Origin of the sequence: Bradyrhizobium sp. AZCC 1719 (genome assembly GCF_036924525.1) — a bacterium.
GTDB lineage: Bacteria > Pseudomonadota > Alphaproteobacteria > Rhizobiales > Xanthobacteraceae > Bradyrhizobium.
This window is the reverse complement of record NZ_JAZHRU010000001.1, coordinates 3,637,199-3,655,396: the sequence shown is the minus strand read 5'-3', so window position 1 is coordinate 3,655,396 and position 18,198 is coordinate 3,637,199. Positions and strand designations below refer to the sequence as shown.

General features: G+C 62.8%; 16 protein-coding genes and 1 pseudogene. 6 read left to right on the top strand and 11 right to left on the bottom strand.

Annotated features, from left to right (window positions below; genetic code table 11):
• Window positions 1-25 precede the first annotated feature (25 nt).
• Complete coding sequence (locus V1292_RS17095) at window positions 26-772, top strand: class I SAM-dependent methyltransferase (protein WP_334373891.1); 747 nt, start codon at window positions 26-28, stop codon at window positions 770-772.
• Window positions 773-973: 201 nt separating this feature from the next.
• Window positions 974-1,228, top strand: coding sequence for a hypothetical protein (locus V1292_RS17090; protein WP_334364064.1), 255 nt, complete (start codon window positions 974-976; stop codon window positions 1,226-1,228).
• A gap of 214 nt (window positions 1,229-1,442) precedes the next feature.
• Here the strand turns inward: V1292_RS17090 and uxuA are convergent, their stop codons facing one another.
• The 6 genes from uxuA to V1292_RS17060 all read right to left on the bottom strand — a co-directional run bounded on the left by uxuA (window position 1,443) and on the right by V1292_RS17060 (window position 7,612).
• A complete protein-coding gene (gene uxuA, locus V1292_RS17085) occupies window positions 1,443-2,633 on the bottom strand; it encodes a mannonate dehydratase (protein WP_334377078.1) in 1,191 nt (396 codons plus the stop codon).
• A gap of 31 nt (window positions 2,634-2,664) precedes the next feature.
• Window positions 2,665-3,711: an L-idonate 5-dehydrogenase gene (locus tag V1292_RS17080; RefSeq protein WP_334373890.1), complete on the bottom strand. Its 1,047-nt coding sequence runs from the start codon at window positions 3,709-3,711 to the stop codon at window positions 2,665-2,667.
• Complete coding sequence (locus tag V1292_RS17075; RefSeq protein WP_028347458.1) at window positions 3,708-5,114, bottom strand: TRAP transporter large permease; 1,407 nt, start codon at window positions 5,112-5,114, stop codon at window positions 3,708-3,710. Before V1292_RS17075 ends, V1292_RS17080 begins: the two co-directional genes overlap by 4 nt.
• A 4-nt stretch (window positions 5,115-5,118) precedes the next feature.
• A complete protein-coding gene (locus tag V1292_RS17070; RefSeq protein WP_334373889.1) occupies window positions 5,119-5,697 on the bottom strand; it encodes a TRAP transporter small permease in 579 nt (192 codons plus the stop codon).
• A gap of 117 nt (window positions 5,698-5,814) precedes the next feature.
• Window positions 5,815-6,792 (bottom strand): sialic acid TRAP transporter substrate-binding protein SiaP, encoded by a 978-nt coding sequence (locus tag V1292_RS17065; protein ID WP_334373888.1) that lies wholly within the window; start codon window positions 6,790-6,792, stop codon window positions 5,815-5,817.
• An 82-nt stretch (window positions 6,793-6,874) separates the two neighbouring features.
• Window positions 6,875-7,612 (bottom strand): FadR/GntR family transcriptional regulator, encoded by a 738-nt coding sequence (locus V1292_RS17060; RefSeq protein WP_334373887.1) that lies wholly within the window; start codon window positions 7,610-7,612, stop codon window positions 6,875-6,877.
• 120 nt (window positions 7,613-7,732) lie between these two features.
• Between V1292_RS17060 and V1292_RS17055 the strand changes: the two are divergent.
• Window positions 7,733-9,254 (top strand): annotated as a pseudogene (locus V1292_RS17055) (mannitol dehydrogenase family protein).
• Window positions 9,255-9,321: 67 nt separating this feature from the next.
• On the opposite strand, the gene V1292_RS17050 reads toward V1292_RS17055, so the two are convergent.
• The gene (locus V1292_RS17050; RefSeq protein ID WP_334373886.1) at window positions 9,322-10,152 is read right to left on the bottom strand and encodes an alpha/beta hydrolase; all 831 of its coding nucleotides are present in this window, start codon (window positions 10,150-10,152) and stop codon (window positions 9,322-9,324) included.
• 161 nt (window positions 10,153-10,313) lie between these two features.
• Here V1292_RS17050 and kynU point away from each other — a divergent pair, with 161 nt between their 5' ends.
• Window positions 10,314-11,507, top strand: coding sequence for a kynureninase (gene kynU / locus V1292_RS17045; RefSeq protein WP_334373885.1), 1,194 nt, complete (start codon window positions 10,314-10,316; stop codon window positions 11,505-11,507).
• Window positions 11,504-12,343 carry a tryptophan 2,3-dioxygenase gene (kynA, locus tag V1292_RS17040; protein ID WP_334373884.1) on the top strand — a complete coding sequence of 280 codons (840 nt, stop codon included), beginning with the start codon at window positions 11,504-11,506 and terminating at the stop codon, window positions 12,341-12,343. Before kynU ends, kynA begins: the two co-directional genes overlap by 4 nt.
• 230 nt (window positions 12,344-12,573) lie before the next feature.
• Here kynA and V1292_RS17035 read toward each other — a convergent pair whose 3' ends face one another.
• From V1292_RS17035 to V1292_RS17020, 4 genes are all read right to left on the bottom strand, one after another.
• A complete protein-coding gene (locus V1292_RS17035; RefSeq protein ID WP_442895530.1) occupies window positions 12,574-13,032 on the bottom strand; it encodes a RidA family protein in 459 nt (152 codons plus the stop codon).
• Between the two features lie 25 nt (window positions 13,033-13,057).
• Window positions 13,058-14,755: a benzoate-CoA ligase family protein gene (locus V1292_RS17030; protein WP_334373883.1), complete on the bottom strand. Its 1,698-nt coding sequence runs from the start codon at window positions 14,753-14,755 to the stop codon at window positions 13,058-13,060.
• 183 nt (window positions 14,756-14,938) lie between these two features.
• Entirely contained in the window at window positions 14,939-16,429 is a 1,491-nt protein-coding gene (locus V1292_RS17025; protein ID WP_334373882.1) for a flavin-containing monooxygenase, read from the bottom strand.
• A 33-nt stretch (window positions 16,430-16,462) separates the two neighbouring features.
• Window positions 16,463-16,912 carry a cupin domain-containing protein gene (locus V1292_RS17020; protein ID WP_334373881.1) on the bottom strand — a complete coding sequence of 150 codons (450 nt, stop codon included), beginning with the start codon at window positions 16,910-16,912 and terminating at the stop codon, window positions 16,463-16,465.
• Between the two features lie 246 nt (window positions 16,913-17,158).
• Between V1292_RS17020 and V1292_RS17015 the strand changes: the two genes are divergently transcribed.
• Window positions 17,159-18,175, top strand: a complete 1,017-nt coding sequence (locus tag V1292_RS17015) for an AraC family transcriptional regulator (protein WP_334373880.1) — start codon at window positions 17,159-17,161, stop codon at window positions 18,173-18,175.
• Window positions 18,176-18,198 lie beyond the last annotated feature (23 nt).

Genomic DNA, 18,198 nt, shown 5'->3' with positions numbered 1-18,198 from the left:
CCTATTTGATGCATGGTGATGTCAGGTGCGGTTGCTGGGGCGTTATCGGGGCAGGAACGGCGCGATCGAGATCGTCGAATGCACCGCGGATGGAACACTGATCTATTTCGAGGAAGGCATCAGGCAGAGCCAGGCCACGCCCGACGGCGAGAGCGTCTTCAGCTATGTCAGGCTCATGGACGAGCTCTTGCATCGCGCGACCAACATTCTCGTCCTGGGATGCGGCGGCGGGAATCTCGCGACCAGGCTGGCGCGTCTCGGAAAAGAGCTGACGATCGTCGACAACAATCCGATCAGCTTCGTGATCGCCCAGCGATATTTTGGGCTGCCGGACGGATTGCCGCTGATCGCATCCGATTTCCGGAAGTTCATTCTCGACGACGATCTGCTTTACGACGGGATCGCCATCGATGTCGGAGGTCCGGATTTTCGCTTTGACGATGAATTCGACGTCGAGACCTGCGATGCCATCCGCGCGCGGCTTGCGCCCGGCGGCCGCATCGTGATGAACGTGTTGGTCGCGAACGACATCGACCCGGTACCCGATCGTATCGCCGCGCGGCTTGCCGGCGACCGGCTGGCAGCCTGGATCATCGACGAACAGGGCGTCCAGGATCGAAATGCGATCATCGCATGCGTGCCGGAAAAGCGATTGAACGCGCATCCGGCGCTCGCCGAGGCGATGCAAAACAGCCTCGAGCGGTGGTCGATCCGGCGAGGCAGATTGCGCGCTCGCGACCTCGGCGCGATGTATTTTGCCGCTGACAGGTAGGGCGTGCGCCGTCGCCCCTTGGCATCCCTCCGGTAGCTTTTCGCGTGACGCGCATCCAGCGGCTGCAGCCAGACCCCACACTGGCATCCCAAAGAGCGGGTTAAATTAAATCGTCGTCATTGCCCAGCGAGCGGCTGGCCGACGTCCGCGCCTGAGAGTATAAGCTAGCGCCTAGATGCCGGTACGACGGGGAGTGCCAAGATGAGCAATTACCGCGTCTCCTTCTACAAAGATCTCTTGAATTCCGACGGTCACAGCTTCAAGTGCCTCCAGCGCTGGGTCGATGTACAGTCCGACGATCCGTCTCAGGCGAAGGTGCTTGCGGGGCGGCTGGTCGACAACGACCGCCTGAACGCCGATTGCATCGAGGTAATGCACCTGATGGACGGCTCTCATGAGTTCGAACGTTCATCGGGCCGTGCGTCCAGCAAGCACATCGGGAACGTCGTGCAGTAGATCGCGGGATGAATCGAACCCTTGCGGGTGTAGTTGCCAGTTCCACAACTATACGCATTCGCACTGCTCATCGTCGGCCGTTGCACGCGTATACCCAGGCGCTGCCCGCCCCGACTATCCTCGCGCGCGCTGGCCTTGCAAACGGCAAGTTCGCCGCGCGGTTGGCGGCCTTCGAAGCGGCGAAGCGCAAGGGCTGAAGCGGACGGAAGTGCAGTTACCCGGCGTGTTCAATGGCGTGGATGGCGCCGCGCAATTCGGCTAGGCCACGTAAGCGCCCGATCGCGGTGTAGCCGGGATTGGTGCGCTTGGTCGCGGCGAGATCGTCGAGCATGCGGTGGCCGTGGTCCGGCCGGAACACGATCTGATTTTCCGGCGAACGCGTTCGGTTCTCCGCCAGCAAAGCCTTCAACACCGCGATCATGTCGACGTCGCCATCGAGATGATCGGACTCGAAGAATGACAGGCCGTCGGCTTCCCGCTTGGTCGCCCGCAGATGGGCAAAGCCGATCCGCGGGGCGAAGCGCTTGGCCATCGCGGGCAGATCGTTCTCCGCGCGCACGCCGAGTGAACCGGTGCAGAAGCAGATGCCGTTGGCTTTTGATGGCACCACGTCGAACAGCGCCTGATAATCCTCCGCCGATGACGCGATGCGCGGCAGGCCGAACAGCGGACGCGGCGGATCGTCCGGATGCAGCGTCAGCGTGACGCCAAGCTGCTCCGCCACCGGCGCGACGCGCGCGAGAAATTCGCTTAAGTGCCGGCGTAGCACCGTGGAATCAATGCCGCGGTATTGCTGCAGGCGGTCGCGAAATTGCGGAATGGTCAGGGGATCGGTGGTGGATCCCGGCAGCGCGCTGGCAATGTTGGTGATGAGGACGTCGATATCGGCCTGCGTCATCGCTTCATAGACCTGCCTGGCGCGGCGCTGCGCGGCCTCGGAATATTCCGCAGGCGCTTCCGGCCGCTGCAGGATGTGCAGGTCGAACGCCGCGAAACGGTCATGGTCGAAGCGCATCGCCTTGGCGCCGTTCGGCAGTTCCCATTCGAGATCGGTGCGGCACCAGTCCACGACAGGCATGAAATTGTAGCAGATGATCTTGATACCGGCGGCGGCGACCGCCTCCATGCTCGCGATCCACGCTTCGATCGAGCGGGTTGCCTTGCCCCCTAACCGCTTCACGTCATCAGGAATCGGGATCGATTCCACCACTGACCAGGCGAGCTGTGAGCGGCCCGGTTGCGAGTTCTCGATCAGGCTCTTCCGCTCCTCGACAGCTGAGCGCGTCCAGGCCTCGCCGATCGGAACCTGATGCAGCGCCGTCACCACGTCGGTCGCGCCGGCCTGGCGGATATCGTCGAGCGATACGGGATCGTTGGGTCCGTACCACCGCCATCCCTGCAGCATCATGCGGAAGCTCCTGAAATGAGTATGGCGCTCAAGCGGTCAGCACGACCTTGACGCTCTGCGAGCGGTCGAGCGCCAGCCGCACCGCATCGGGCGCGACCGCGAGCGGGCGTTGCGCCGTCACCAGCGAAAGCACGTCCACGCTGCCGTCGGCGATCAGTTCGACCGCCGTGAAGAATTCCGTCCCGAAGCGGAACGAGCCGCGAAGGTCGATCTCCTTGGCCATCACCGCATTCGCCGGCACCGAAATCTGTCCGCCCGGCAGGTTGCCGACCTGAACCACGACGCCGCCGCGCCTGACCGCACCGATCGCGCTGGCCAAGCCCGCCGCGGTGCCCGAGACCTCGAACGCCACATCGAACGGCTGCGCTGCAGCCTGCGCCTTCAGCGCCTCTTCGCCGCCGGAGATATCGACGACATGGTTGGCGCCCAATCTCGTGGCGAACGCCAGCGGCGCCGCCGCGATGTCGACGACGGTCGTTTCAGCGATCCCGGCGCGCTGCGCCGCCAGCATGGTCAGGAGACCGATCGGGCCAGCGCCGAACAGCACGGCGCGCTTGCCGGTCACGTCCCCGGCGCGGGCGACAGCATGCAGGCAGACTGCGAGCGGCTCGGCGAGCGCCGCCGCCTGATAGGTCACGTGGTCCGGAATCTTCACGCACTGCGCCGGGATGGCGTCGAAGTAAGACGCAAAGCCGCCCTGCATATGCGGGGTCTTCGAGGCCGAGCCCATGAAGAAGATGTTTTCGCAGAGATTGGGCCGGCCTTCGCGGCACGGCTTGCAATGGCCGCACCAGCGCGACGGGTTGACGGCGACGCGATCGCCGACTTTTACGTCCGGCGCCGAGCCTGCGATCTCGACCACCTCACCCGCAATCTCATGGCCGAGCACCAGCGGCGAGGTCACAACAAAATCGCCGGTGCGGGCATGGCGGTAATAATGCATGTCCGAGCCGCAAATGCCGCCGGCGCCAAAACGAATGCGCACCATGCCAGAGCGAAGCGGCTCAAGCGGCCGCTCGACCATGCGCAGATCTTCCGGGCCGAACAGGGTTGCGGCTAAAGCCATCGATGTCATTTTGAGAGTCCCATATATTTAGGCAGCCAGAGCGTCAGCTCCGGGATGTAGGTGATGGCGACGAGCGCCAGCAGCAGCGGCACCAGCCACGGCAAGATCGCCATGGTGGTGCGCTCGACGGACAATTTCGCCACGCGGGCCAGCACGAACAGCACCATGCCGAGCGGCGGGTGCAACAGACCGATCATCAGGTTCAGCGTCATGATCAGGCCGAAATGGATGGGGTCGATGCCAAGCTTGAGCACGATCGGCAGCAGGATAGGCACCAGAATGGTGATCGCGGCGATGGTGTCGATGAAGCAGCCGACGAACAGGATCAGGATGTTCGCCAGCAGCAGGAACACCCATTTGTTCTGGGTGATACCGAGCATCGCATCCGTCAGCGTCTGCGCCGCCTGCGACACCGTCAAGAGCCATGCAAAGATCGAGGCCGCGGTCACGATGAACAGCACCGATGCCGTGGTCTCGATGGTGTCGAACGTCGCCTTGGCAACGGTCTGCAGCGTCATCGAGCGGTAACGCACGAGCCCGAGGAACAGCGACCAGATCACCGCGGCAACCGCGGCTTCGGTCGGCGTGAACCAGCCGAGCGTCATGCCGCCGATCAGGATCACCGGCGCCATCAGCGCCATCACGGCGGAGAAATCGAAATACCAGTCGAGCGCCAACAGCGCCACGAGACCGATTCCGACCGCCATGTTCACCGAGAGCCCGGCGACGACCAGCAGCCAAACAACCACCGGGAACGCCAGCACGATCAGGATTTCGATCGCGGCCGAGCCGAGTTGCGGCCAGGAGAACGGCGTATCGCTGCCCCAGCCGTTCTTGTGGGCGAAATAGGCCACGGTCGCCATCATGGCCAACGTCATGAACACGCCCGGAATCACGCCGCCCAGAAACAGCGCGCCGATCGAAACGTTCGCCATCATGCCGTAGATCACGAATGGTAGCGACGGCGGAATGATCGGACCAAGCGTGGCGGATGCCGCGGTGACGCCGACCGCGAACTCGGTCGAGTAGCCGTGATCCTTCATCGCCTTGATCTCGATGGTGCCGAGCCCTGCAGCGTCGGCAATCGCGGTGCCGGACATGCCGGAAAAGATCACGGAGCCGACGATATTGACATGGCCGAGGCCGCCGCGCATCCAGCCCACCAGCGCGACCGCGAATTTGTAGATGCGCCCCGTAACGCCCGCGATGTTCATGAGATTGCCGGCCAGAATGAAGAACGGCACGGCGAGGAGCGGAAAGCTTTCGACGCCGGCAATCATGCGCTGCGCCAGCGTGACATCCGGCGTGATGCCGGTGACCAGAATGTAGACCAGCGACGACACTGCCATCGAAAGCGCGACCGGCAGGCCGACCAGCATGAGCAGCAGAAATCCTCCGAGCAGCAGCAGCATGGCGTCAGCCTTCCGTTCCGTCGAATGCGCCGGGTCGCTCCAGGATGGAGTAACCGCGCCGCCAGTTCTCGACCGCGACCTGGATCGAGCGCGCGAACATCAGCACGAAGCCGAGCAGCACGGCGTAGTAAACGAAGCCCTTCTGGAACTCGATCGTGGTCATCCGCTCGTCGCCGATGACTTCGATGAATTGCCAGACCAGCTTGATCGCGTAGCCGAAGAACGCGATCCGGATCAGATCGATGAGCGTAGAGAGCGCGCGCGCCGGCAGATGCGGCAGATAGCGAAACAGCAGATCGACCTGGATGTGCCGCGACAGCCGAACGCACATCGCCGAGCCGATAAAGACCACGCCGATCAGGCAATAGGTCGCGATCTCCTCGGTCCAGGCATAGCTGTCGTTGAGGACATAGCGGGTGAAGAACTGCAGGAAGACGGACAGCGCCATGATCCAGAAGATCACCAGCGCGAGCCAGTCCTCCGGCGCGTATCCGCTGAGATCGGCCCCCTTGGGGACTTCGTCCTCGAAGGTATGGGCGATTTCGTCCGCCGTGATCTGCTTGTGCACTTCAACCGCCGACATGCGCTTGTTCCCCAACTTGGCTCTCGCGTCATTCCGGGGCGGCTCGAAGAGCCGAACCCGGAATCTCGAGATCCCGGGTTCGGCTCTCCGAGCCGCCCCGGGATGACGACTGCGTCGTCACTTCACCGCCTGGATGCGTTCCCAATCGGCCTTGCGATAGTTGAAGCTTTCGAAGCTCACGTTCTTCATCACGGTGTCGCGGAACTCATCCTTGTTGACCTCGGTGACCGTGAGCCCTTTCTGCTTGAAGAAGTCGACCAGCTTGGCTTCGTTGGCCTTGATTTCCGCGGTGGCTTTCGCCGCCGCCTCCTGCGCGACGTCGGTGAAGATTTTGCGATCTTCTTCCGACAGCTTCTTCCAGAGCGCGCCGGCCACAACCGTATTGAGGTGATCGACGATATGGCCGGTCAGCACGATGTGCTTCTGCACCTCGTAGAACTTCTTGGCCTCGATCGTGGTGAGCGGATTCTCCTGCGCTTCCACGGTGCCGTTCTGTAGCGCCAGGTAGACTTCCGCAAAGGCGATCGGCGCGGTGTTGGCGCCGCAGGCGCGCGGCATCGCCAGATACGCCGGAACGTCGGGCACGCGAATCTTGAGGCCCTTCATGTCGGCGCAGGTCTTGATCGGCTTGTTCGAGGAAGTTTGGCGCACTCCGTAATAGGTCACGGCCACGATGCGATGACCGGTCTTGTCCTCGTAGCCCTTGGCGAGCTCCTTGAAGACATCGCTCTTGGTATAGGCCAGGAGATGATCGGCATCGCGGAAGGTGTAGGGATAATAGGTCACGCCGATTGGCGGGAAGCTCCTCGCGGCGAAGCTCGAGCCGGAAATGATCATGTCGACGGAGCCGAGCGCAAGCCCCTGGTTGATGTCGGTCTCCTTGCCGAGCTGCGAAGCCGGATAGACGTCGATCTGGTAGCGCCCGTTAGTGCGCTTGTTGATCTCGCCCGCGGCCCAGACGGACGCGGTGTGGAACGGCTCCGAGGTTTCGTAAACGTGGGCCCATTTCAGTTTGGTCTGCGCCAGGCCCGAGGTGGTTGCGGCCAGCAGCGCCGCAGCAGACGCCGCGAATGCAATCGTCAATTTTTTCAGCACGTGAGTTTCCTCCGTCGTTACAATTTGCTTTTGTTACCCAACCGGACCGACATTCGCGCCGAACCGTTCGAATTCTCGTTGTTCAGCCGCTGCTTGCGCGGATGCGCGAGGTGGACGAAGCTTCCGCTCCGAAATTTTGCGCAAAGCGGGCCTGCGAACGCGCCAAGTGCTCGCGCATCGTCACGCGGGCAGCATCGGAATCGTGCGCGGCGATGGCATCGCGGATCGCGCGGTGCTCGGCCAGCGCCGCATTCCAGGATTCCGGATTTTCAAAATAATGCGCGAGCTTGGCGAAATAGGGATTGAGCCGCTGGTCGAACAGCTCACCGACCACGCGGACCAGCACGGCGTTGTCGAGGCATCCTGCCACCGCGATGTGAAACGCGCGGTCATGGATCATCGAGGCTTCGCCGGGATGCTGCACGGTGGCCATTGCCTCCAGCGAAGCGTCGATGCGCGCGATATCTTCGGCTGTCGCCACCCGCGCCGCCTGTTCGGCAATGGCGCCTTCGAGGAATTCGCGGGCACGCAGCAGTTCGAATGGGCCTTCGATCTCGCCCGCCAATGGCAAAGGCGGTGCGAGCGCCGCCGACTCACTGACATAGATCCCCGAACCGACGCGAATCCGAACCCGGCCCTCGACTTCCAGAGCAATCAGGGCTTCACGTACCGTCGGCCGCGAGACCTTCAATTGTTCGGCAAGATCGCGTTCGGTCGGAAGACGGCTGCCCACGCGGTATTCGCCGCTGTCGATCAAGGCGCGAAGCTGATCGGCAACCTGGCGATAAAGACGTCGCGCTTCCACGGCTTCGAGCGGCACGCTCGGCTCTCCCTGACGATCCCCAGCGAATCGATTTTTCTTGCTTTGGTGGGGGTATGGCCAATAAATCTGGACAATTGGCCTTACCAATTGACCAAAGTTTGATGGATTGAGCTTCTCATGTCAAGCGAAGCGGCAAAAAACCCGCCATCCGGCCCGAAAGACGGCAATTTCCGCCTTTCGAACGCCAACCTTCCTCGGCTTCCCGGCCACATCCGGCAACCGGCATATGACCGCTCGCTGATCTCGCCAGGCATCGTTCATCTCGGAATTGGCGCGTTCCATCGGGCGCACCAGGCGGTGGTGATTGATGACCTCTTGGCGGGCGGCGCTTTGGATTGGGGAATCATCGGGGCCAGCTTGCGCAGCCCGGCGACACGCGATGCCCTCGCCCCGCAGGACGACCTTTACACACTGGCTGTTCGCTCCGGCGCGGGCACCGATCACCGCATCATCGGCTCGGTTCTCGCTATCGACGTCGCCACCGAAAAACCCGGCCAGTTGATCGCGCGCATGGCCAACCCGGCCACGCGTATCGTCTCGCTAACGGTCACCGAGAAGGGCTATTGCCATACGCCGCAGACCGGCGATCTGGACGACCGTCATCCCGACATCGTTCATGACCTGCAGAATCCCGGCACGCCGCGTTCGGCCATCGGATACCTGGTGGCCGCGCTCGCGCGCAGGCGGATCGCGGGCGAAGCCCCCTTCACTGTTCTTTCCTGCGACAATCTCTCCGCCAATGGCCAAACGGTCGAACGGATCGTGACGCAGTTCGCCGGCTTGCGATCGCGCAATCTCGCGAAATGGATTGAAGCCGAGGTGGCCTTCCCTTCGACCATGGTGGACCGGATCGTGCCGGAGACCACGGACCTCGACCGGGCGGAGATCTCTTCAGCGCTCGGCATGATCGACGCATGGCCCATTATCACAGAACCGTTCACGCAATGGATCGTTGAAGACCGCTTTCCGGCCGGACGGCCGGACTTTGCGGCTGCGGGCGTGCAACTGGTTTCGGATGTAACGCCGTTCGAACATATGAAGCTGCGGCTGCTCAACGCCAGCCACTCGGCGCTCGCCTATCTCGGATATCTCGCAGGCTTTGAGACCATCGCCGCAACCATGACCGACCATCGCTTTGTGGCGTTTGCCCGACAGGTGATGCAAGACGCCGCGCCGACGCTGGCGATGCCTGAGGGCACTGACCTGCCAGCCTACAGCGCATCGCTGCTGCAGCGCTTCTCCAACCCCGGCCCTGCACCATCGTACCTGGCAGATCGCGATGGATGGTTCGCAGAAGCTGCCGCAACGGCTGCTCGCTACCATGCAGGATCGGCTGCGGCTGGGGCTGCCGATCGATACCCACGCGCTCGCGGTGGCCGGCTGGATGCGTTACGTCACCGGGGCCGACGAGCGAGGCCGCGCCATCGACGTGCGCGATCCCCTTGCGCGAGAGTTGGCTGATATCGCCGAGCGTGCCGGCCCGGTTGCAGAGCGGCTTGCTCCCGCGCTGCTGGAGGTCGGCTCCATCTTCGGCACGCTCGGTAACGATCCTCGCATGCGCAGCGCCGTCACCGAGGCGCTCGCAAAGCTCTACGCACTCGGTGCACGTCAGGCCGTACAGACATTTCAAGCAGCATGATTGGCAGGTCAGAACCACCGGGTGGCAAGGCCACCGCGACCACCGTTCATTTCACAAATTCAGCAGGCTACGGCGACAACAAGGTCCTGGTGAGTTGGTGACAGGGATCGGCGAGCCCGTCGATGACATCGAAATGATGCCGGCCCGGTTCTTCGATCACGCAGGTTTTCGCGCCGAGCCCGGTCCAGATATTGGCGAGGAGCGCGTTCTGGCGGACGAATTCCGGGCGCTCGGCGCTGCCTACCCAGCATGTTACGCGCGCATTCGGCATCGGCTCCAGCAATGCGGGGCTTTCCACGAGCGCCTCGGCCTCGTCGATCCGAAGGTCCGTGTTCATGGCGGCCTTCATCAGCGGACGAAGGTCATGAACGCCGGAAATAGAGACGGTGTGGCCGATGCGCGCCCGGACTTCGTCCGGGAGCGGCGACGTCACCGAGATCATGCGCGTCACCAGATGCCCGCCGGCGGAATGGCCCGCCAGAAAAATCGGACCTTCGACCATCGCGGCGGCACGCTCGACGGCCGGGGCAATTTCGCGCGTGATCTCGGAGATGCGCACGGCCGGGCACAGCGTGTAGGAGGGCATCGCCATCGCATAGCCGCTTTCAACCGATCCGCGCGCGAGATGCGACCAAAAGCTCTTGTCGAGCGCCTTCCAGAATCCGCCATGGACGAAGACGACCAAGCCCTTTGGCCGGCCTTCCGGCTTAAAGAGATCAAAGCGGTTTCGTGCGCGCTCGCCATAGCTGATATCGAGCGTCGCGCGGCTGCTGCCTTGAAGGGCGTCGCGATAGTCCTGCGCGGGCTGCACCCACGCCGCCGGCCAGCGTTCCCCGCCCGGAATGTTTGGAGCATTCGCGTAGGCATCGTTCCAGTCGGAAATCTGATGAAAAATCACGCGGTTCGTTCCATTCGATCTCGTGGGCCGGGCCGATGTCCGATCGATGCCCGCAGGCAACCAGTCTATACCGGGAAGCGCACCTTCCGCCCATAAATTTCAAGCTTGAAATAATCGATATCAGCGCGAATAATTCCAGGGGGCGCGGACCGGGGAAAGACATGACCGATTTCACGCGAACAAAATCCCTGTTCGCCATCCCGGATGGCGTGATCTATCTGGACGGCAATTCGCTCGGTCCCCTGCCCGTTGCGGCCGCCGATCGCGTCGGCCGCATGATATCGGAGGAATGGGGCAAGCACCTCATCAAGGGCTGGAACGTCGCCGGCTGGATGACGCAGCCGCGGCGTGTCGGCGACCGCATCGGCCGGTTGATCGGCGCTGCCGACGGGACGGTGGTAGTGGGAGATACGCTGTCCATCAAAGTTTACCAAGCGCTGGCCTCGGCGCTCGAACTCAATCCGTCGCGGCGCGTGATCTTGTCGGATAGCGGCAACTTTCCTTCCGATCTCTACATCGCCAGCGGTCTGCTTGAATCGCTCGACCGTGGCTACGAGTTGAAGGTCGTGGACCCCGAAGACGTCGAAGCCGCCATCGACGAGACGATCGCGGTGCTGATGCTGACCGAGGTCGACTATCGCACCGGCCGGCTGCACGACATGAGCGCGCTGACGCGCAGGGCGCATGCCGCCGGCGCCTTGACGGTCTGGGATCTGGCGCATTCCGCGGGAGCGATTCCGGTCGACTTGGAAGGAGCCGAAGCCGATTTCGCCGTCGGCTGCACCTACAAATATCTCAATGCCGGTCCTGGCGCGCCGGCCTTCATCTATGTTGCGCCGAAGCACGCCGATACGGCGCGGCCGGCGTTTTCCGGTTGGATGGGTCATCATGCACCCTTTGCCTTTGACCTCGACTATCGGCCCGGGCCGGGCATCGAGCGAATGCGGGTAGGTACGCCTCCGATCATTGCGATGGCCGCGCTCGACGCCGCCCTCGACGTCTGGGACGGCGTCAGCATGACCGACGTGCGCCATGCATCGATCCAGCTTGGCGACCTGTTCATTCGCGAAGTCGAACGACGTTGTCCCGAGCTGACGCTGGCTTCGCCGCGGGACGCAAAGCGGCGCGGCAGCCAGGTTTCATTTCGTCACCCGGATGGCTACGCGATCATGCAGGCGCTGATCGCGCGCGACGTGATAGGCGACTTCCGCGCGCCGGACATGATGCGCTTCGGCTTTACGCCACTCTACATCGGAGAAGCCGAGGTTCGCGCAGCGGTCGACGTCATCGCCGACGTCTTGACCAATCGCCGCTGGGATACCGCGGATTACCGCAAAAAGGGGCTCGTAACATGACTGGCAAGCCCGACGACTCCTCGCGTGAGGCAGCCCAGATGTCGTTCGACGGGCGCATGTCCTACAGCGATTATCTGCATCTGGAACGCGTTCTGAACGCGCAAGAGCCGCTCTCTGACGCGCATGACGAACTGCTGTTCATCATCCAGCACCAGACGTCCGAACTCTGGATGAAGCTGGCCATCCACGAAATCCGTTCCGCCATCAAGGCGATCCGCCACGACCAGTTGCATCCCGCTTTCAAGATGCTGTCGCGCATCGCCCGGATCTTCGAGCAGCTCAATACCGCCTGGGATGTGTTGCGGACGATGACCCCCAGCGAATACACCGAGTTTCGCGATCAGCTCGGGCAATCCTCGGGCTTTCAGTCGTACCAGTACCGCGCGATCGAGTTTCTCGCCGGCAATCGCAATTTGGCGCTGCTTGGCCCGCACGCCCACCGCGCCGACATCATGGCAAAGCTCGAGGAAATTCTCGCTGAGCCGGGCCTCTATGACGAAGCGCTGCTGCTATTGGCGCGCAATGGCTTTGATATCGGCGAAGACGCGCGCCGAACCGACTGGCGCGTCAACCGCACGCCAAACGACGAGGTTTTGAAGGCCTGGAAGACCATCTATGCGTCGCCAGCGAAACACTGGATGCTCTACGAGCTTGCAGAAAAGCTGGTCGATTTCGAAGACTATTTCCGCCGCTGGCGCTTCAACCACGTCACGACGGTCGAGCGCATCATCGGCCTGAAGCGCGGAACCGGCGGCACGTCGGGCGTCTCCTACTTGCGCAAGATGCTCGAGGTCGAACTTTTTCCGGAACTCTGGAAGCTGAGAACAGAGCTCTAGTATGATGTTTTTGGTTAGATGAGTTTAGCCGCAACGCGGTTCACCTCTCCCGCTTGCGGGGGAGGTCGGCGCGAAGCGCCGGGTGGGGGCTCTCTCCACTCGGGCAGTGTCGCCCGCGGAGACACCCCCACCCCAACCCTCCCCCGCAAGCGGGAGAGGGAGCGCACCTTCTTCGTGGTCGCAATCAAATAACTTCATCATACTCTAGGCCGACACCCGATAAGCGGGTTTCAGCGGGGCACCACCGCCGTCGCCTCGATCTCGACGCGGGCTTCCTTCTCGACCAGGCGCACTACCTGCACCAGCGCCATTGCCGGATAATGCGCGCCGAAGATCTCGCGGTAGACGCGGCCGAGCTCTTTCAGGCTCGCGAGATATTCCTCGATGTCGACGACATACCAGGTCAGGCGCACCAGATGCTCAGGTCTGGCACCGCCCTCGGCAAGAATCTCGGAAATGTTGGATAGCGTCTGGCGCACCTGCGCGACGAAATCGGGCTCCAGGCGGCCCTGCGTATCCCAGCCGATCACGCCGCCGGTCACCACAAGCCGGCCATCGGCGGCCATGCCGTTGGCGTAGCCTTTCGGCATCGGCCAGCCGCTCGGCTGCAGCACTTGCGGGCCCGGCGGTGAGGTGTCGGTCGTGGGATGAGGCACCACGCTCAGTGTGGGGCCTTTGGGGGCGGTCACCGGCTTTTCTCCATCAGGTTGGAAATTATTCCGCGGCAACGCTTGGCGACGCCGGGCCGGCCGCGGCCATCTGCCTTAGCGCAAAGCGCCTCAGCTTGCCGGTCTCGGTCTTCGGCAGTTGCGCGACATATTCGATCGCACGCGGATATTTATAGGGTGCAATCGTCTGCTTGACGTGATCCTGCAAGGCCTGCGTCAGCGCAGCGTCGGCAGCAGCGCCGCCGGCCAGAACCACGTAAGCCTTGACGACCATGCCCCGCGCCTCGTCGGGCGCGCCGACCACGCCGCATTCGGCGACGGCAGGATGCGAGAGCAGAGCCGCTTCGACCTCGGGCCCTGCAATGTTGTAGCCGGAGGAGACGATCATGTCGTCCGAGCGGGCGACAAAGGACAGTCGTCCATTCGCGTCGCGGACAAAGGTGTCGCCCGTCAGATTCCAGCCATCGCGCACATAGTTCGACTGCCTCGCATCGGCGAGATAGCGGCAGCCGGTCGGCCCGCGCACCGCAAGCTTGCCGATGGTGCCGGGCGGCAATTCGTTCATGTCATCGTCGACGATTTTTGCCTCGTAGCCCGCCACGGGATGTCCCGTCGTCCCCGCCACCGCATCGCCGATCCGGTTGGTAATGAAAATGTGCAGCAGTTCCGTGGAGCCGATGCCGTCGAGAATGGTCTTGCCGGTCTTGGCCGTCCAGCTTTCGAACACCGGCGCCGGCAATGTCTCGCCGGCGGAAACCGCCAGCCGCAGCGACGACAGGTCGGCGCCATTGTCCATTGCCGTCAGCATCGCGCGATACGCGGTCGGCGAGGTAAAGCAGATCGTCGCCTTGTAGGTCTCGATAATCTTGACCATTTCGGGCGGCGAGGCGTTTTCCAGTAACGTCGCCGTTGCGCCGAAGCGCAGGGGGAAGATTGCGAGCCCTCCGAGCCCGAAGGTAAAGGCCAGCGGCGGCGAGCCGACGAAAACGTCGTCCTCCGTAACGTTGAGCACTTCCCTGGCATAGCCATCCGCAATGATCATGAGGTCGCGATGGAAATGCATCGTCGCCTTCGGCTCGCCCGTCGTGCCCGAGGTAAATCCCAGCAGGGCGACGTCGTCGCGCCCTGTCTTCACCGCATCGAACCGGACCGGCTTGTTCAGCGCTACCCGGTCGAGCTCGGCATCATGGTTGGACGTGCCGTCGAAGTTCACCACCTGCTTCAGGAAGCGGCTGGTCTTCGCGCAGGCGACCAGTTCATCGGCGATGCGGCTGTCGGTCAGCGCCAGCGCAATCTCCGCCTTGTCGACGATCTTGCTCAATTCACCGGCGCGCAGCATCGGCATGGTGTTGACGACGACGGCGCCTGCTTTTGTGGCCGCGAGCCACGCCGCGACCAGCGCGGGGTTGTTGCCGGAGCGGATCAGGACGCGGTTGCCGGGCTTGACGCCGTAATTCTCCACCAGCGCATGCGCGAGGCGGTTCGACCAGTCGGCCAATTCCTTGTAGGTGCGCTGGCGGCCGTTGCCGATCAGTGCGACCCGGTCGCCCCAGCCTTCTTCGACGATCCGGTCGGTCAGTTCGACCGCGGCGTTGAGATATTCGGGATACTGAAATTCCGGCCGTTCGAGCAGCAGATCCGGCTGTTGCTCTGATGGCGGCAGATTTCGCCGCGTAAAATCGTCGACGTGGCCCGACGGGCCAAGAGACCGACCAAGGGTCCGGCTGGGAGTGCTACCTGACATTTTCAATCTCCCCTCGCTCCATCCATGAAAGACTCGAGATCAATAACGAGGACGCCCGGCAACGCCGTCTCGCAAATCATTTTAGGCTTAAAACAATTTTTCGCAAGGGTGGAATCAAGAGTGGAATCGCGTATTCCCACGGCAGAGATTAACGGCCGCGTGCCCGGGCCGGGAACTCGCCCCTCAGGCGGCCCGGTAGTCCGGCGCCGCGGCGAGGAAGCGGCCGTAGGCGGCGGCATCGGGCGGGGTGAATTTCTCCACCAGCGGATTGCGCCGGCGTCCGGATACGCCGATGTCGGCGAGCAATTCGTCAAAATGCTTGAAGTGATAGGGCGCGACGCACAGCCCGCCATAGATGCCGGCGGCCGGCCGCTCGACGCGCTTGAAATGCAGCATCATCTCGATGTTGTCCCGCATCTCCTTGGGCGTCGGCTGACGGGCGAGCTGGCCATCGGCATAGCGCACCAGCCAGTTCGCGGCGAGGTCTGCGCACAACACCGTGCAGAAACTGGAGTTGAAGCCGACGAATCCCATTTCGGGCAGATCCGGGTTGGCAATCAGCCGATAGAGCCGATACTGCCCGTCGGGATCGACCAGTCTGTCTCGGTAAGCCTGCGGCAGGAACGGCACACCCAGTTTGTAGCCGATCGCGAGCACGGCCACGTCGGCCCGGACGCGCTGCCCGCCAGTCATCACGATCGTATTGCCATCATAGCGCTCAAAACTACCTCTGATAGCCTTGATGCGCTTGTCCGCGACCATCGGAAAGAATCCCGGCGTCGCGATCGGCACCGAGCAGTTGACGCCGTCTTCGATCCTTTCCTTCGGCACCATGTCGCATCTGCCGAGCTTGAGTTGAATTTTCAGAAGGCTCTCCAGCCCGCGCCAGTTGGCCCAGACGAGCGGCTTTGCCACCGCATGCGCGAACCGCGACATCGCGCCGATGCCCCAACTCCGGAACATCTCCTCCTGCGCGCGGATGTAGAGAATGCGTTTGAAATTGACCAGGCCGCCGATGAAATAGGGAATCCGCCACACCGGCTCGCGGTACACCAGCGTCACTTCGGCCGCCCCGGAATTGACCGCGTTGACGGCGATATCGGTCGCCGACTTCGAGCCGCCGAGCACGACGATCCTGCGCCCTTTGGCAATCGCCGGGTCGTTATATTGCGAGGAGTGCAGGATACGCCCACCCTGCGCCTTGAAGGCGTCTTCGCCCGGCAGGCTGAGCGTCTGCGGCTCGTTGAACTGCCCGGTGCATACCGCGACGAAATCGAAGTCTTCGGGAGTGGTGCGGCCGTCCGGCCCACGCAGATCGAGCCGCCAGCCCGGCGCAGAGTCGGGCCGGCGATCCATTTGCACCACGGTCGTGTTGAATCGGATCGCGCCGAGGAGATCGTTGTCCTTTGCGTATTCAGTCAGATAGGCGTGGACCTGCGGACCTTTCGGCCATTCCGGATAGGAATCCGGCATCGCTTTGTCGGTGTAGCGGTACAAATCCTTCGGGCTCTGCGTTTGCACCTCGGGATAGGACCGCGCCGGTTCCCAGACGCCGCCAAGATCGCCGCTGCGCTCGACGATCATGATCTGATGACCGCGCGCGGCGAAGGCTTTTGCGGCCGCAAGTCCGGATACACCGGCGCCAATGACGCAGACTTTCTTTCGGCTGACCATGACGACGTCTCCAACAAGGATGAGTTCAGCGAGCTATTCGTTGGCCTCGGGCGGCAAAAAGTTCACCTCATGCTGCGCCGAGATCCGGACCACCTCTTCGGGGTCGGTCAGATTGTGGAGCTGGTCGAACAGCGCTTCGAGCTTCTGCATCGGCGACACCCAGAACAGCGCACGGGCCGGCTTGTCTGATTTGTTGAAGTAGCCATGCGGGATGCCGCGTGGCATCCGAACCAGGTCGCCGGCCTTGGCCTGCACCCAGACGCCGTCGAGCTTGAGATCGAGAACGCCCTCCTGCACCAGGATGAATTCATCCTGTGTGGGGTGAACGTGCACCGGCACGAATTGACCGGGCTCGCTGTTGGTCTCGAACGCAAAGGTTGAATCTGTCACGGCCTTGGGGAAGTAGACCTGACCGAGAATATTCCAGGTCTTGCCGCCGTAGCCGGTGCCGTTGGCGGTGATGCCTTTTTCGAGTGCTGCCATATCGCCATCTCCTCTGTCGCGGTTGGTGTGGTTGCGAGGCCCAGAACGGTTCGCGCAGGCTCTAACGCAGCGGGACGGCCGTCTAGCCGGAAAACGAATCCGGCCGAACCCATCGCGGAATTTTGGATTGCTGCGGCGCGATACGATCGGCTGCCTTCCAATCAGGCATAAGTCGCCGTCAAATCGCCTTCCCAACCATCCGGCCCCAAGATATTATAGGCTTCAAATAATGCAGAGGGCCGGGCCGTGGAGACGGGCACCAGCATTGTCAGGCATGACCCGACCGCCCGCCTGGCGGCATTCAACCGCGTTTCGACCGATAGCGTCGATGGCGCCGCCGACGCGATTGGACGCATATTCTGCCCGCATGAGCTAAAGCCCACCCGCGCCTCATCCGAATTTTTTGCGCTGCATAACTGTGCGATTTTTGGCGGATTTTCTGTCAACTACGTCGCTTATGGCGGATCGGTATCAATCGACCCCGGCTGTCTCGAACGTTTCTTCCTGTTGCAAATTCCCGTGCACGGTTCAGCGCGGATCCAAACCGCCTCGCGCGACATCGCAACCGCTCCCGGCGCCTACGCTTCACTCCTGTCGCCGACGATCCCGACACGGATGACCTGGGAAGGTAATTGCGCCCAGATCATTCTGCTGGTCGACCGCCGCCTGATCGAGCAACGGGCCGCGGCGTTATCGGGGCGACCGGCAGGCGCGGTCGAGTTCGAGCCCGCGGTCGATCTCTCCTCCGTAGCCGGCCGCGCGCTTCAGTCGCAGATTTTTGAGTTCGTCGATCTCGCCGAGCGCTTCGGACCGCAGCAGCGGCTGTCGCCGATAACAGCAGCCAATATACGCGAGACGTTGTTGGGTGCTTTGCTCCACGGCCAGCGCCACAGCGCCAGCGACGCGATCGACCGGTTTGGTGGCCGGACCGAAGCGCTGCCGCAGTCGTTACAGCGGGCGCGCGAATTCCTGCATGCGCATGCGGAAGAACCACTCGATCTGGCGCAGCTCGCCGCCGCCGCAGGCACCGGCATCCGCGCGCTGCAGCTCGGCTTCCGGCGGCATTTTGGTACATCGATTTCCGAGATGCTGCGCGACATCCGCCTCGCGCACCTCAACATCAGACTGGCCATCGCCTCCCCCAGCGACAGCATCACCGATATCGCATTCGAGCTCGGCTTTACACATCTCAGCCGGATGGCAAGCGCCTATCGCGCCAAGTTTGGCGAAACGCCGTCGGCGACCCTGCGCGGGATGAACTAGCGTCCAGCGACACCCTTCCCGTG